This window comes from Mucilaginibacter sp. PAMB04168 (assembly GCF_039634365.2).
Lineage (GTDB): Bacteria > Bacteroidota > Bacteroidia > Sphingobacteriales > Sphingobacteriaceae > Mucilaginibacter.
This window is the reverse complement of record NZ_CP155079.2, coordinates 297,036-314,410: the sequence shown is the minus strand read 5'-3', so window position 1 is coordinate 314,410 and position 17,375 is coordinate 297,036. Positions and strand designations below refer to the sequence as shown.

General features: G+C 42.7%; 8 protein-coding genes. All 8 read right to left on the bottom strand.

The window, feature by feature from the left end:
* Positions 1-199 precede the first annotated feature (199 nt).
* The 8 genes from ABDD94_RS01210 to ABDD94_RS01175 all read right to left on the bottom strand — a co-directional run bounded on the left by ABDD94_RS01210 (position 200) and on the right by ABDD94_RS01175 (position 17,349).
* The gene (locus ABDD94_RS01210) at positions 200-2,146 is read right to left on the bottom strand and encodes a glycoside hydrolase family 97 catalytic domain-containing protein (protein WP_345954343.1); all 1,947 of its coding nucleotides are present in this window, start codon (positions 2,144-2,146) and stop codon (positions 200-202) included.
* A gap of 263 nt (positions 2,147-2,409) precedes the next feature.
* Positions 2,410-3,756 (bottom strand): family 43 glycosylhydrolase, encoded by a 1,347-nt coding sequence (locus ABDD94_RS01205; protein WP_345949641.1) that lies wholly within the window; start codon positions 3,754-3,756, stop codon positions 2,410-2,412.
* Positions 3,757-3,876: 120 nt separating this feature from the next.
* The gene (locus tag ABDD94_RS01200) at positions 3,877-4,812 is read right to left on the bottom strand and encodes an alpha/beta hydrolase (RefSeq protein WP_345954342.1); all 936 of its coding nucleotides are present in this window, start codon (positions 4,810-4,812) and stop codon (positions 3,877-3,879) included.
* 26 nt (positions 4,813-4,838) lie between these two features.
* Positions 4,839-5,684 (bottom strand): sialate O-acetylesterase, encoded by an 846-nt coding sequence (locus ABDD94_RS01195; RefSeq protein WP_345954341.1) that lies wholly within the window; start codon positions 5,682-5,684, stop codon positions 4,839-4,841.
* 26 nt (positions 5,685-5,710) lie between these two features.
* The gene (locus ABDD94_RS01190) at positions 5,711-7,717 is read right to left on the bottom strand and encodes an alpha/beta hydrolase-fold protein (protein WP_345954340.1); all 2,007 of its coding nucleotides are present in this window, start codon (positions 7,715-7,717) and stop codon (positions 5,711-5,713) included.
* Between the two features lie 600 nt (positions 7,718-8,317).
* Positions 8,318-9,988, bottom strand: a complete 1,671-nt coding sequence (locus tag ABDD94_RS01185; protein ID WP_345954339.1) for a glycoside hydrolase family 43 protein — start codon at positions 9,986-9,988, stop codon at positions 8,318-8,320.
* Positions 9,989-10,265: 277 nt separating this feature from the next.
* A complete protein-coding gene (locus tag ABDD94_RS01180; RefSeq protein ID WP_345954338.1) occupies positions 10,266-14,435 on the bottom strand; it encodes a two-component regulator propeller domain-containing protein in 4,170 nt (1,389 codons plus the stop codon).
* Positions 14,436-14,868: 433 nt separating this feature from the next.
* Positions 14,869-17,349, bottom strand: coding sequence for a glycoside hydrolase N-terminal domain-containing protein (locus tag ABDD94_RS01175; RefSeq protein WP_345954337.1), 2,481 nt, complete (start codon positions 17,347-17,349; stop codon positions 14,869-14,871).
* Positions 17,350-17,375 lie beyond the last annotated feature (26 nt).

The window sequence follows — 17,375 nt, the reverse complement described above, 5'->3', positions numbered from 1 at the left end:
AGTAGACGTATACCTGCCAATTCAATGACACTTACGTTTAAACAAATCGTAAAGAAGTTTAAACTTTAGATGATAAGGCAACGGGCAAGCTCGTACTTTGAAATTAGCACTTTTAGTTTAGATAAAAAGACCGTTTTATTAATAGAAATTGAACCCCTACTTTAAAACATCCAGCGAATTATAGTGATCAAACTTATATCTAATTCGTGGTAATCACCAACCCACCGTTGGGCTGCATCTGTAGCTCAAGTTGCGCCGAGTGCCTCACATCAACTTTCTGTAACTTAATTAACCCTTTAGCATCATCCTCATACAGGCTGACCGTCTTTCCGGCTAGCATAGGGAGTTTTACCTTTAATTTCAAACCCTCCTTTGTTGCGTTAGCCCCGGCCACATACCATTGCTTGCCACTACGGCGTGCAATTACGCAGTACTTACCCGGGTAACCATCAATAAATAATGTTTCATCCCAAGTGGTTGGCACTTTTTTTAAGAAGTCAACCTCAAAAGAAGGCACATCCGTTAAATTATTAGGAGTTAGTGCAAACATCTGCACAGGGTTTTGATAAAGAATGGCAGTGGCTAGTTGAAAAGCGTCTGTAGTTAGTCGTTTATTTCGTCCTTCATTACTTTTAACGAGATACTTATTCAGTATCACCCCTCCAAATTCCATACTACCAACCGTGTTTCGGATGAAAGGGTGTAAAGTGGCATTATAAGCCTCAGCGGCTCTAACGCCTTCCGAAAAAACGAGCATCTCAGAAGCTAAAACGGCCTCGGCACCTACAAAGTTAGGATACATTCTTTCCCAACCCCTGGGCAAAGTAGTACCATGAAATATAATCATTAATCCATAGTCGTTTGCATCAGAGAGTATGTCTTCATAAAGCCGCATGGTTTCCTGCTTATCACCGCCAAAAAAATCAACTTTGAGCCCTTTAATGCCAATTTCCTTAAGCCAGCGCATTTCCTTTTTTCTTTCAATGGCGGTATTCATCTTGTTTCTGGGGCCTTGTGGTGCATCGTTAAACGTTCCGTTCGAGTTATACCATAAAAACACACCCACACCTTTTGATTTTGCATAAGCGACCAGTTCTTGCATACGGGTTTTACCTATGTTTTTATCCCAAAGGGCGTCAATCAGTATATATTCAAAATTCATAGATGCTGCCAAGTCGATGAACCGCACCTGGTCGGCATAATTCATGCTATTGTCCTGCCACATAATCCAGCTCCAGGTTGCGCGTCCGTACTTATAAGGCTGTGATGGCTCGTAAAGTGGCTCCACTACATCAAACGGAATTGTGGTCTCTACAATAGGTTTCAGGTTATCGCTAACTGTTATTGTTCTCCATGGTGTAACACCAGGTAAGGCAATGGCTGCACCGCTACTACCAAAACCATTGTTTTGCCTTGCGTTAGGATATTCTACTGTATACACTCCATCAGCAGAGGCCTCGCTAAGGTGAGAAGCGCAGTAAAGGCTGCTTACTCCGGTTTCAGACAGCAAAACCCACCCTTTGTTGTTAATATGAAATAAACCGGGAAAGATATAGCCTTCGTTCCGACGGTTAGTTTTAACAATTGGAACGTCCGCCTGGTAAGCACTTTCGTAGCTGGGCGCTGTCCTGGCAAAACCGGTCATCGGGCTCATCATTCCGGACAAGAATGTGGTTGTAGCCAACGGGAAGTTAAAACCAGTAGCCTCAGTTTCAATTACACATGAACGGCGCTCTCCCCATTCGGGAAACTCATAACGGAAAGCGATATTATTATTACTCACCTGAAACTGGACTGCAAATTTTCGTTGCTGGGCGTTTTCAAATGTACAGGTCAGTTGGTTGGCCTGGTATTTAATTTCAGATTTTTTGATTCTGCTTTGGGTATAATCTTTTTGAACAATACCCTCCGATTTACTTACATAACGAATATCAGTGGTAAAGTCTCCTTCATTTGTCTTCAGCCCCAAAGGAGAATCTTCGAGCATAACATTTCCTTTATAGGTCACCTTAAAGGTGGGCTTGCCATTGCGTACAAGTACACTTAACTGCAATTGCTTGTCGGGACTTTGAACGGTTAGTACCTGGCCATAAACCTGGGTAAAAAAAAGAAAAGTAAGGCTTAATAAAAGGTTAAAGATTCTCATTTGGTGTTATTCAATCAATCACGATATTGCTATACATCTTCAGTTACCTAACATTGACGCAAAAACGCATAGCGTTGCGGTTTGAGAGATGAGCGTTTGAAGGCAATTATAGCCTTAACGCAGGCAGTACAAGGCCAATAATTCCTATATATCTGCAACACTTGTTCAAAGTTAATTAAATCACATCTTGTTGTCCTAGGCAAATCGGCTTCAACACATTTGATCCTTTTCAATCGACCTACTCCTAATCGAACAACCCCTTATTACTTGAAGCTGATCCAGTCAACTTCTACCGTTGAGTTTTTAGCCGCTATAACCAAATCCTGGATACCAGGCTTAATTAAACCTGTAGGAGCGGATATTTCATGCCACTGGCCCCCTTGTGGAACCGGAATACTGGCAATTACCGGACCCGAAACTGTCCCTGTTCTGATCTCTAAAACGCCTCCCAGAGCAGACCAGGCCCTAACCATGAGCTTTTTAGCCTTTAATTCCTTAAAATTAACATGCGTATACTTAACCCAGCCGTTTGGCGTAGCTGGAAGTATGCATTTCCATCCGTCGAACCGCTTGGCCGAATCTAAAAAGCTGACGCCTGCCTCGCTACCCTTATCACTAAAGCGATCTATTTGTATTTTGGTAAAAGCCTGTGTAAGGCCAACTCCCCGTAAAGTGGGAATAACCTTTTTAATTGTGCCGTTAGCGTTAAAAAACAAGCTATCAGCACGTACAGACCTGTTCTTATCAAAATTGGGAGATAAATCATTGCTGTGGTAAAACAGGTAGTGCTGTCCTTTAAATTCAATAATGGAGTGATGATTTGTCCAGCATCCGGTAGGATTTTCATCCATAATTACTCCTGTGAATTTAAATGGCCCCAAGGGACTTTTGCTGATGGCATATTCCAGCCGTTCAATCTTGTTTTCTACATGAGGATAGGTAAGATAATAGGTATTATTATGCTTATAAAGGTAAGGCCCTTCTTTTAAACCTTTACTTGGCAGGTTGGTTAAGGTTTTAACTTCTCCGTCGAGCTCGAGCATATTTGCTTTCAGTTTGGCCGCATATATGTTACCCTGAGACCAATACAGGTAGGCTTGTCCGTCATCATCAATAAACACATTAGGATCGATACCTACCACACCGGCAATGGGTTGAGCTTCTGGCCTGAACGGGCCTTCCGGCCTTTGAGCAACTGCCACACCAACAGCAAAGTGCCCTTTGCCGCCGGGTAAATCAGGCTTTGTTGTGGTTGGAAAATAAAAGTAGTATTTGCCGTTGCGAAAAATACAATCTGGCGCCCACATACTAAATGATGCCGGATCTGCCCAGGGTACCTGCGTTTGGCTAACGATCATTCCGTGGTCGGTCCAGTCAGTAAGATTAGCCGATGAAAACACGTGGTAATCTTCCATAACAAACCAGCCTTCGCGCCCGCGGCCTGGGGTTGCCTTAATATCGTGAGAAGGATAAATGTACACCCGGCCGTTGAATACCCGGGCAGATGGGTCAGCTGTAAACTGGTTAATGATTAACGGATTTTGCGCTTTAACATATCCAGCCGATAACAGAGCGGCGGCAACTATAAGCCAATATTGTATATATTTCATGCTATGAGTGTCTTTCAATAGGTGTGTCATTTTGTTAGCGTAGCATCCTTAAAGCAAGGTAGATTACTAAACAGGTGCAATTGTAGTTTGGCAGCATAACCCCCTTCTATCAAAGGCGCACTATTTTAACCATTTGCCGTTTTTCATCCATTCAAATAGCGGCGTCATCCAATCGGCCTTGGCAAATATGAAACCGTGCCCACCTTTCGGATACAAATGCATCTCGGCGGCAACATGCTGATGACGTAGCTTTTCGTAAAAAACAATACTGTTATCTACATCAACCAAGTGGTCATCGCCGGCATGCGTGAGATAAGTAGGCGGCGTATTAGCGTCAACCTGCAACTCGTTAGAATAAAGCTTAATTAAATCTGCAGGTGGTTGGCTGCCTAATAAGTTCCTTCTCGAATCTGCATGGGTAAGAGAATCCTGCATGCTGATTACCGGATACACCAGGATCAGGAAATCCGGACGCAGGCTGGTTTGGTTTCTGTTCTCAATTACCGGTTGCCTATAATGCGTTGCAAGGGTAGAAGCTAAGTGGCCACCTGCCGAAAAGCCGATAACGCCAACTTTGTGGCTATCCAGCTGCCACTTAGCAGCATTCTCACGAATAAGTTTTATAGCGCGCTGGGCATCCTGCAAAGGCCCTATTGTTTTGTTCACCATCAAAGAATCATGTGGCAGCCTGTACTTCAGTACAAAAGCTGTTACTCCTTTTCGCGCAAAAGCTTTTGCAATAGCCACACCTTCACCGGCATAAGTTAGTACCTTATAACTGCCACCAGGGCAAATAAGTATACCGGTACCATTGGCCATCCCTTTTTCGGGAAGATAAATATCAAGCGACGGTGTTGTAACCCGGTAAATTAAGCCGGGAGATAATTTACCAGGCAGCGGCGCTAATTGCCCATGCCTATAATTTGGAACAGCTCCATTGTACAGACTCAAAGTATCCTGGGCACTGGATTGATTAAATTGAAGGCAAAGGCCTGCAGCCAAGCTAAATAACTTCAACGTTTGATTTTGCAAACCTACAATCAACTTCTTATGCATATGATAAATTTGATAATCCACACCTTTTACTCAGGCTCGTCCACTTTATGACCCAGTATAGCCAGCATTTTAACACCATATCTTTTGCCGAGTTTGCGGCAGCCTTCAGCCGTAAAATGGAGCCTGTCTTTCCCGCTGGCACATCCGGCTGAAGAGATGACATAGGCATTAGGAATTACTTCGGGGAGTTTAGCAATGATTTTGTTCATGGAGGCGCAAACACCCCCCTGATCAGCATTTACCACTTCGCCGGCTAAAAGCGGTACAGATTTGGCCTTTAGCTTTAAGTCATTCAGTAAATTGGTGTACACTCCTTTTACTTTTTGGGTCCACAAGGTGTCATTCGTGTTTGACTCCCCCTGATGCAAAAGTATGCCTTTAATTACCCCTGCTTTTTGCGCAAGCTTCGCCAGCTCTACCAATCGTGCGTACGGATTACCATTGTATTCAGCTGCCATTTTTTTCATCCATTCGGGCGCTGTTTCCAGGTAAATTTGATGATGGTCTTTGTCGAATATTTCGATTTTAGAACCGGCAACAGAAACGTTAATGATACCGATCTTTACTTTAGCCGGCAGGTGAGCCAACATTGTTTTGCCAAAATAATCGGCTGGCGACAAACCTGTATTGCAGCGGCACAACGGTGGAACGGCATTATACCATGTATTCTTAACTCTTTGGCGCTCCGGACAATCAACGGCTTGCAAAACTTTGAATCGTTCATCAGCAATAGTATCCTGCTGTTCGAATCTTGGATTTCCTTCCATATTAGATTGACCGAAGCATAAGAAGATGTAGAAATTTTTATCCTGAGAATAACCGGAATAGTTAAGCAGTACCAGAGATAGTAACAGAAAGAGTTTAATTTTCATAGAAGTCCTGACAAGTTGAATCTTTATCAATCTTTAAATATTAAGGAAGCGAACTGGCGAAGGGAACGGCGCCAGGTTTGCCACTCATGTGAAGTACCGGGCGATTCATAATACGTATGCCGGATACCGGCTTTTTCCAGTGCTTCATGAAAGCCTTTAACTCCTGTATACATACGTTCTGGCTCTGTGGTACCAATACTGATATACAGCACTTTGAGCTGTTTGTTAAATTTTCCGGCGTCAGACCATACGCCATCGTACATCTTGGTGATATCTGTATTTGGCTGAATGAAGCTAGCTCCGCTGAAACCACCTACAAAGGCAAATTGATCTAAATGGGTCATGGTGGTTTGGAAAGTTTGGAAACCGCCCATGGATAAACCAGCCATAGCGCGATGGCTGCGATCAGGCAAGGTACGGAAGGTACGATCTATCATAGGTATGATTTCTTTTACCAATACTTCAGGAAAAATATTTCCGGACATGCCAACGGTCTTGCCTGCACCTTTTGCTGCATCTGTAGCATAGCCTCTGTCCATCACCACAATCATCGGGTTAGCCTTTTTTTCTGCAATTAGGTTATCAAGTATAAAACTCACCTTACCCTGCGTTGACCAGCCCGTTTCATCCTCACCCGATCCATGTTGCAGATAAAGTACCGGGTATTTTTTAGCAAGTTCATCATAACCGGCAGGCGTATAAACATAGGCTCGCCTCCAGGTTTGAGTTAGGTCTGAATAATAGTTTACCAGGCGCACCTGCCCGTGAGGTACATTTTTCACCTCGTAAAAACCACCGTCCGGATCAGGAATATCAATCCCGCTGGCCATTCTTCCCATACCATAAAAAGTTTGACTGGATGGGTCGGCAACCGGTACGCCATCAATTAGCAAGGAGTAATAATGAAAACCCAGTGGAATTGGATCGGTGGTAAGTGTCCAAAAGCCTCCGGTGTCCTTTTGCATAGGAAACTTTTTAGTTAAATCAATCTGCACATCTTTGGCTAGCGGCGCTTTTACCCGGAACATCACCCTGTTATCAGGTAAAATTTGCGGGTAATTAACACCTGGAATATTGGTAGATGCAGGCACTCCTGCCTGCACAGCACTATACAACGGAAAACTGGCAACGTTAACGGGCTTAAAAATAAGTTGTGAAAACATGTACAATCCGTTTTTCCATACCTTAAAATCATGTACACCAGGTTCGATATAATAAATATGGGGTACATTTTTAGCTACTAGGTAATCATGAGTCCGTTTACTGATGGAGATCAGCTTATCACTTGCACCGCATGATATCCAAAGGAGACGCAATTGCTTGTTGGTTAATTGGGCGTCAGGAACCAATTCTTCGGGCTTTTTTGTGTTAGGAGCAGCTGAAAAAGCGCCAACCCACGCAAACTTGTTCAGGTTACCCAAACCAAAGTTGAGGGATTGGCCGCCACCCATAGATAAGCCGGCTATTGCCCGGTATTCCCGATCTTTCAATACCGAAAAGTGGCTTTCAACATAGGGAATTAAATCGTTTATCAGGTCTTTTTCAAAATTGGCAAAAGCGGCCACTTTATCAGGTGCCATAATGTTGCCCAGCGGCCGGTCGTCTTTCATAGCCCTGCCATTGGGTAATACAACAAGCATAGGCGCTATTTTTCCTGCTGCATATAGGTTATCCAAAATATCCTGAGGTTTACCACCTCTCAGCCATTCCTTTTCATCGCCACCAATGCCATGAAGTAAATACAATACCGGATATTTTTTCCCCTTTGTATAGCCCGGCGGCGTATAAATTAAAGCCCTCCGATTGGTGCCAACTGTTGCTGATGTATAAGTAATGGTGTCTATTTTGCCGTGAGAAATACCAGGTTGGGCCACATCAAAGCCTTCCGTAGCTTGTTGAACCCTGCTCTGCGCATAACTGATTGATGCCGGTATTAGTAATGCAGCTAAGAACAACAGCGTCGCTGTTCGCACTGAAAAAACTTTTGCCAAGCGCATTACAGGAGCGTTATACATTAAGTTGTTTTTCATCATCTCAATCATTCTTTATGGTTTATTATAGCTTTAAAGTGCCGATCCATCACCCACGTTGCCTATTAGGTTAAATACCACAAGGTTACCTGTTATTTGAAAATCTCCAGGTTTTTCATGCTTTCACAAAAGATTAGTGCTGGTTAAATGGCAGTGATCACATTGAAGCGCTGCAAAGTCAACAGTATCTTGTTCGGTTTAAAAATTGGTTTATGATTTTAAAGATCAGTTTCAGCGGCTAATTATCACCCCAAATGTTTGGTCGGGTTTATAGATTGTGTCTGCGACTAAGTGCCAAAGATATAGCCAGCTAAAAAATGTTGATAATAATTAAAGTCATAATCATTACACATATGTTCAAGATCGGCGCAGTGTGCCGCAAACACACCTTGCTCAACATCTATAGTATTTTAACATATGAACGATACAAATATGTTATCGTGACATTGAACAAGCCATCAGATCGTGATTTTTACGGCTCGGAGTTTCTCTTCTAATACTCCACTCCAAACCCAGCTTGGGTTTTATAATTTGGTTTAAGGACAGCGCGAGGCTGTCCTTTGTTATTAAATCAGGTTAAACATGCATTGCAAGCAACAACGCTTACTTTTGATAAACCTTATCCGCTCCTACATAATCAAATGATTTGAACTGTGCTGTATTTGAAGAAGTATTACCCGACGACGTAGCATACATAGCAAACACACTACCAACAAAACCGCCAGCCACCTGCGTACTTAAATGTTTTCCATCTACATTCTTTTTAAGCACTAGCCAGGCTCCTTTTACCGGGGCATACTCAAAGCTGTAATTTGCACCATCTGCATTAATCCTAAACGCAATATCATGCTTCCCATCAGGCAAACGTGCCTCAGACAGTAGTTCCATCATCTTGTCATTATTTGTTCCTTTAAATAACTGCACAACCGGGCGCCGGGCACTATCGGCAGATTTGCATATAAAATAAAAATGACTTTCATCCTGAAAAGCCACCAGTCCGGCTTTTTCAGCGGGTTGCCCTGCTACAAAGTTGAGGCTTGTGCTAACTGTGCAGGTCATATGCTGCTGGCGCTTGGCTATAAATGCAGGATTGCCTTTCTCCATACATGTTTCAGGCTTTAGTTTGATGGTTAAGCCTTTTGCCGAACTTGTTTTATACCAGGTTGAGTCGTGGGTGCGTAAAAACAAGAATGATTTGTCCAGCCCTTTTTCAAACCGTGTGGAATAAGCGAAATTGCCGCTTTGGGGTTGGTTGCCGGCCTGTTTAATCTCCGGGATATTTACCTTATACTGATACTGTATCTCTTTAAAATCGGGATTAATTACAGGCCATTCATTTTGCCATTTAACCGGTGCAATAAATGTCTCTCTACCGGTATTGTAATAGTTGCCCTCATACGGTCTAACAGCTAAAAACACTGCGTAGGTTTTTCCATCAGGCCCCTCAACAAATTCGGCATGGCCAGTTGAGGTAATTGGATTTTTCCGATCTTCCGGCAATCCCCGTTGTGTGAGAATGGGATTTTTTTCATAAGGAACATAGGGGCCCAGAGGTGCCTTACTACGAAAAACAACTTCTGAATGGTTAACTGATGTGCCACCTTCAGCCGCATATAGATAGTACCACGTTTTAGCTTTCATAATGTGCGGTCCCTCAATCCACACCGGTTTTTTCGAGATGTCGACTCCCCCGTTAATCAAAATATGATTTTCGCCTGTAACCTTGTTTGCTATCGGATCAAATTCATATGCCCGTATGGTACGGTGCCCTGAATACATTGGCTTATTATCAGGCGCGTCACCATTATAAACGATGTAGGCTTTGTCTTGATCGAAGAATAAGGAAGGATCAATTCCCTGTACTTGCGGCAACCAAACCGGGTCGCTCCAGGGCCCCGCCGGATTGCTGGCAGTGATAACAAAATTGCCGCGGTGATCAATTTGGGTGCACGTGATGTAAAAGCGGCCCTTATAATGATTGATGGCCGGAGCAAACAAGCCACGGGTTACCCGGTCGCCCATAAAGTTCATTTGCGTTGGCCTTTCAACGGCGTTGCCTATTTGTTTCCAGTTTTTCAAATCCTTGCTGTGAAATACCGGGATGCCGGGAAAATAAGCAAACGTGGAGTTAACTAAATAATAATCCTGGCCTACTTTAGTGATACTTGGGTCGGGGTAAAATCCGGCCAATATAGGGTTAACCAACGTTGTTTGTGCCTTAACCTGCACGCTGCAAATAAATCCAAGGAAAACCGACAAGAGAATTTTATACATAGTTTTTAAACGTTAACAAAAATTATCATTAGTGAACTTTATGTTAGTCGGACAAGACTTTCTAACTCAAGCCGGTAAATTTATAGTGCAAGCGCTTGCCGGTATCGCTGGTATGTCAAAATCCTAAAGACTTTTGTTTATGACCATCCGTAAATAAGTAATGCTAACAAGCACGGCAAAGGGCAAAGGCTTGTTTGGTAAAACTCCGTGTTATTTAATCATTTGTTTTACAAAGCCGTTGTTGTTAACCATACATGCGTGCACATCACAGCTTTCTTTAGGAAGGATGTTCAGTAAGGTGATTTACAGATTTTCGTTTTTGGCTTAAATATTCTGACGGCAACATCTGGTATTTTGATTTGAACGACTTGGCAAAATAATTAGGTGTTGCAAAACCGGCAGCATAGGCAATCTGCGCTATGTTCATATCGCTGCTTTCTAACAGTATAGCTGCTTTTTCGAGTTTAATTGAACGGATAAACTCCACCGGTGAAAGGCCTGTAACTTCTAAAAGCTTATTATAGAGCGAGCCTCTGCTCATGCCCATGTGGCGACTGAGATCTTCTACCGAGAGCTGTGCATTATGAAGGTTCTCTTCTACATAAGCAACAACCATCTTCAAAAATTTCTCTTTTACCGACTCAACCTGAATTTGCGCAGGCTCTACCTTCAGCTGTTTAGTATACGTGCTTTTAAGCGTTCTATTGAAAGCCAGCAAATTATTTATTTTGATAACCAGTATTTCGAAGCTGAACGGCTTAGTGAGGTAATCGTTAGCACCAGAAGACAAGCCATTAATCTGTTCTTCCTCCCGGCTGGATGCCGTTAGTAGGATAATTGGAATATGGCTGGTACGTTTATCAGCTTTTAATTTAAGGCTGAGTTGTATCCCGTCCATCTGCGGCATCATAATATCGCTTACAATCAATTCGGGGTGAGTGGCTAAAGCTTTTTGCCATCCCTCTTTGCCATCTGCAGCCTCTATCACTTTGTAATGCGTACTTAAATTATCACGCAGATAAAACCTAAATTCCTCGTTATCTTCTACAATAAGAACTATGGGCCGAGTAGCTGCTGGTTTGCCAACAACTTCTTTAACCGTTTGAGCCATCACTTCTGCCTCAGGCTCGTTAACCAATTCATCTCCTATATCATTCCCGGGGTTGTCCAGCGCCTTAGGTTGAGTAGCATCTGCATCTACCGGCAGATGCACACAAAACGAACTTCCATTACCTGGTTCACTGGTTAACTCAATTGTACCACCATGTAATTCAACAAATTCTTTAACAATAGACAAACCGATACCACTGCCCTGATTAAATACATTTTCAGATATCCGGTTTTGATAGAAACGATTAAATATATGCTGTTGCTGCTCTTTATCAATCCCAATACCCGTATCCGTAACCTCTATTACTAACTGAAGGCTTTCGGGGTTGGCCTGAGCATGCTTAAGGTAAGTGATCAGCATCACCTTGCCGCCTTCTAAAGTAAATTTAAAAGCGTTCAAAAGCAGATTAAACAACACCCGTTCGAGCTTATCGGGATCAAAGCTTGTAAATAATGAATTGAGAGATGATTTGAATACAAATGCAATGCGCTTTTTCTCCGACAGATCACGGAATGACTCGCTGACTTCTTTTTGAAATGCAATGATATCGGCTTTGACCAAGTTAATTTTTGTCTCACCTTCTTCTATCTTCCGGAGATCGAACAACTGATTAACCATGTTCAATAACCGCCTGGCGTTTCTCTTAATAACCAAAAGTTGGGTATAGGCACTATCTTCCATGCCTTGCGCCATCAGTTTATCAACCGGGGCCATAATTAATGCGATAGGGGTACGAAAATCATGACTCAAGTTGGTCAGAAACTTAATTTTCAAACGATCTAAGTCATGCAAACGTTCCGCTTCGCGTCTGGCCTCTTCTTGCTTGAAAGTTCGTTTAAGTTTCTGAATACCACGATAACGTAAGTAGAGCAACAAGGCGCCTATCGCAGCAATGTAAAGAAAGTATGCATAAACCGTCATCCAAAACGGCGGTGGTATAGAGATGGTAACAGCACTGATGTTCTTGTCCGGAACGCCATCATTATTAATAGCTCTAACCTCAAAAGTATATTCCCCGGGGCTGAGATTGGTGTAATAGGCCGTTGTTTTAGTACCTGCATTAATCCAATCTTTATCGAAGCCCTTAAGGCGATATAAGTAATGATTCTGCTTGGTGCCGGTAAAATTCAGGCCTACAAAGCTAATAGAGAAATTCTGTTTATAATTCAGACGTACGTTCTTTGCAATCGTTATATCCGTACTTAATATATCTGAGTCGGCACTTGTTATCTCCTTGGCACCAATTTTTAAGCTGGTGAAAACAACCGGGGTAGGATTTTTATTTACCCGGATGCCGCCTTGAGGCTGGAGGTAGTTAAAGCCGTCAGTACCCCCGAAATAAATTGTACCATCGGTATCTGAAAAACCCGATCCCTGCTCAAATGAGCCGCCCTGCAGGCCGTTAAATGCGCTGTAGTTAATTACAATTTTACGATTTGGATCGAGCCAACTCAGTCCTCTGTTCGTACTGAACCAAATTCTTCCGGCCCGGTCCTCTAAAATTTTATGAATAATACCATCAGCAAGTCCCTGCTCCTCTCCAAAGGTTTCTACATGCTTAGTGAGTACGTCTATTTTGAGCAATCCATCGCCTGTACCTGCCCACATGTTGCCTTTCCGATCCAGGAACAGCGTTTGTATTAAATCGCTTGGCAAATTTCCGGCTAACCGGCTTAACACGGAAAATTGCTGGCTTTTTGGATCATAAATTGCAATGCCCGTTCCGTGTGAAGCAATCCACATCCTGCCATATTGATCCTCCTCAAAATCCCGTATATAGCCATTTAGTGGAATACTAAATTCGTTACCTGCACTCGGTATAGTAACATAAAACTTAAACGTTTGGCTTTTAGGATCGTAAACATTAACTCCCCCTCCGTTAGTGCCTACCCACAATTGGCCATTCCTATCCTGCTTTAAACAAAAAATTTCATTGTGGTTAATGGTAGCATTGCCGGAGCCCTTTATAAACTGTTGAACTGCTCCATTTGAAGGATTCATTTTGAACAGACCGTCTTGATAAGTTCCTATCCATAAATTTCCATCACTGGTACGGTTAAGTGCTAAGATGGTGAGGGCCGACGCATTTTTTTTAATCTTTGAAGTAATTGAGTAACGCTTGAACAAACCATTTTGAGGATTAAAAGATGACAACCCTCCCCCGTCGGTTCCTATAAATATGTGACCGCCATCACCACGCGAAAAAGATGTGACGAAGCGGGCACTGAGGCCAAAAGCGTCATATGGGTTGCTTTTTATGAGACTGAATAACGTTAAGTTACTATCATATTTATTTACCCCGGCCATGTATAGCCCCAACCAATTTATACCCTGGTTATCAATCAATATGCTACGAACCGATTTTCCGGTCAAGCTGTAAATGTTACGGCCGTCAGGCAGGTAATGTTCTATCGAACCCGTTTGAAGGTTAAGGACATTAAGGCCTTCCTCTGTGCCAATCCAAAGTGAATTACGGCCGGCCGGCGCCAGTGCATACACCGTATTGCTGGACAATCTTCCGGGCGATGAACTCGTATCTTTAATATTAAAAAAATGCTTACCGTCTGTCAAAAGCCTGCTAATACCTCCATCTGTACCCAGCCAAAGATTGCCTTTTTGGTCTTCTGTAATAGCCTTTACCGTACCACCGGCTAGGCTTTGCGGGTCTTTGTTATTTGGTAAAAATGGGATAAAATGGCCAGTCCGCCGGTCATACTGATACAGACCATTTTTGGCCCCGATCCACATCCGCCTGCGGCTGTCTTCATAAACTTTTAATACGGGCTGGTGACCAATTTCATAAGGAGCACCGCGAATTTCCCGAAACTTGGTTACCTGGCCTGTAACAGGATCTAACCTGTCAAGTCCGCCAAGCGTTGCTACCCAAATCTTCCCTTCAAAATCACTGCAAATACTTTTAATAATAGCACTTGTAAATCCGTCTGGCTCGCTATTCGATTTAAAATGATGAAAGGAGTTACGTTTGCGATCGAACAAATGTAAAGAACCACTTGTACCTACCCATAATTGTCCGGCCCTGTCTTCGTGAATGCTGGTAATCTCGCTTGAGCGTAAACTTGTTGTGTCTTTCGGGTTATGCCGGTATACTGTATAATTTATACCATCGAACCGGGTTAAGCCATCCTCTGTACCAAACCATATAAATCCGTACCTGTCTTTTAAAATGGCAGTAACAGTGTTAGAAGAAAGGCCCTCTTTAGAGCTGATTGCTGTAAAATTATATTTAGGCGTTTGCGTAAAGCCTGCAGTGGCTAAACCAGTAAACAGGCTAAAAATTACAGCCAGTAATTTAAATTTATAAAAATCTAAATGCATAATTAGGTTATTACTATCCTCCTGCATTCAGGTAGATTATTGCTTGTGGCTTTGTTGATACAGGAAGAATAAGTATCAAGAAGTTTAACGGCAAATCTGCAATGCAGGACGTCTTCTCTTAATTGGTTGAACAAATATACCTTGAATGCAACATTTGAAATGCAACATTTGTACAATTATGCTATGCAGAAGTTCAATCACAACACAATTAGCACTTTAGTTTTAATAAAGAGGTATAACTGGCAACACGGTTATGCTGGCCGCATTACATCCGATAAAATACAAGTACAATGACCAGATAGCTTTTATTTACCAATGCTGGAGATGATCTAAACTGTTAATCTGTTGTTAAAAAAGTTTGTTATCATGTTGGGTTTTGCGTAAGTCGATACCGGCTTATTTGCCTAAGTCGACTTCGCAGCATTCACGATAACTATTTAATTAAAAAGGTATACGTTTTACCCGGTTGTGTATGTAAATCATATAACCAGCTCTCCGGTTGATTGTAGGCTAACTGCATGGCCGGAATCTTTAGCACAGGCTTAGAAATCCGGTCGGTTTTGAAATATGGGTTTGTATTGTTTCCCCGAGCTGTTTTAAGGGTTTTTACATTTAACATTTGGTTGCTACGCAACCTACACTGGCCACCCAACGTTGAGTATACACTAAGTTTATAAATACGGTGATTACGCCATTGTATCCCTATTTTAAACCCACCCCGCGCCATTAAGCCCGATATGCTGCCCTGCTCCCATTCATCAGGCAATGCCGGTAGTAAGTAAATAGCGCCATCATGGCTTTGTAACAGCATTTCTGCAATACCCGACGTACATCCAAAGTTTCCGTCAATTTGAAAAGGCGGGTGTGCATCAAATAAATTAGGATAAGTACCTCCGGACTGTTTACTGACCGGCGAAATTTGATCTTTAATCAGCTTATAAGCATGATTGCCATCTAACAAGCGCGCCCATAGGTTTATTTTCCATGCCATTGACCAGCCTGTAGATACATCGCCGCGGTAAATAAGCGAATTTCTGGCAGCAGTAAACAGTTGTGGCTGTCGAAATGGAGATATTTGACTACCCGGAAACAGTCCGTACAAGTGAGAAACATGACGATGGTTATCTGTTTTACTGTCCAGGTCATTAAGCCATTCCTGTAATTGCCCGTATTGGCCCACCTGCATTGGAGGCAATTTATCTCTTAATGTTTTTAACGTATCAGCAAACGTTTGATCAGTATTTAAGACTGTCGAAGCGTTAATCAAGTTGCTGAACAATCCAAAAACCAGTTGGTTGTCCATGGTTGCACCGGCTGTAACTGATACTGCGTTCCGACCGCCGATATATTCATGTTCTGGCGAAACAGATGGGCTAACCACCAACCAGCCATGATCGGGTTCTTTTTGCAAAACATCAATAAAATATTGAGCAGCTCCTTTCATCACCGGATAGTACTGTTGCAAAAATTTGCGGTCGCCAGTGAAAAGATAATGTTCCCATAAGTGCTGGCATAACCAGGCATTAGCGGTAGGCCAAAGCCCCCAAAAAGCACCATCTACCACACCGGTAACACGCCAGATATCAGTATTGTGGTGCAACATCCAGCCCCTTGCACCATACATAACTTTTGCGCTTGACTTTCCGGTTTCAGCTAACTCACCGATCATATTAAATAGCGGGGCATTTAATTCAGTAAGCTGCGTAACTTCACTAGGCCAGTAGTTCATTTCGGTGTTAATGTTTACCGTGTACTTACTGTCCCACGGTCCTTTTAGCTCACCATTCCAAATACCCTGTAAATTTGCCGGCTGTGAGCTTGGCTGTGAAGAAGATATAAGCAGATAACGGCCAAACTGAAAATATAACTCGGCCAGTTGCGGGTCTCGGCTAGTGGCAAATTTCTGTATTCGTACATCAGTAGGCTGTGAATTATTTAGGGTGCCAAGATTTAAATGTACCCTATTAAAGTATGCCTGATAGTACTTTAAATGCGCACGGCACAATTCATTAAACCTTTTTTTATAAGCGGCATCAAGAAATTTTAACGCGCGCTGGTAAGGCTGAGCCGAAACATCCTTATAATTCACAAAGTTTGTGGCTATGCTTAAGTAAATCAGTGCAGTATCCGCATTCTGAACCCGGATCCCTGAACTATCAGTAGTGGAGCCGCCCCCAACTATTTTGGTACGGGCAATGATGTTAAAACGAATTTTACTTTGCTGATTTTCATGATCGCTACCAGACCCGGCAAGGATAAGATCATTATTAGTTGCAGTTAAACGCTGTTTGAGCGGGCTTTGCAGGTTAATTTGGCAACTAACCATTCGGGGCTTGTTAGCGGTAAGCCTAACCAGCAAAACGTTATCCGTAAAAGAGGTGAAATATTCCCTTTTGTATTCAACGTTTTTATACGTGTAACTTACTGTAGCAACAGCTTTCGCAATGTCCAGGTCGCGGCTATAACGAGTCACCTCTTCATGACCTGGAAATTGAATATAAAGGTTTCCGGCTAATTGATAGGGCATTCCGCTATTGCCCTTCGGGCCCAAGTACTTATTGGCTACCTGTTGGGCCTCTGCATATTTTTTTTGCGTCAGCAACGAACGAACTTCGGTTAGGTGTGGTGCCGCAGCTGAATCTAAATTGTTGTTGGGACCTCCACCCCAGATTGTTCCCTCATTAAGTTGAATGCGTTCTTGCACAACATTCCCGAAAACCATCCCGCCGATATGACCATTACCAATAGGCAAGGCTTCATTCCAGTTAGCGGCAGGCTTGTTATACCAAAGGCGATAACGTTGTTCATTGGGCTTAAGTGCCTGTTGAGATTTGCCCGGTTGGGCAAGTACTACAGAGGTTAGACAAAAAAGCATACTTATAAGCAACCCTTTGCTCAAGTTTATTTTAATCATAGCATACACTATATAACTGGTAATAC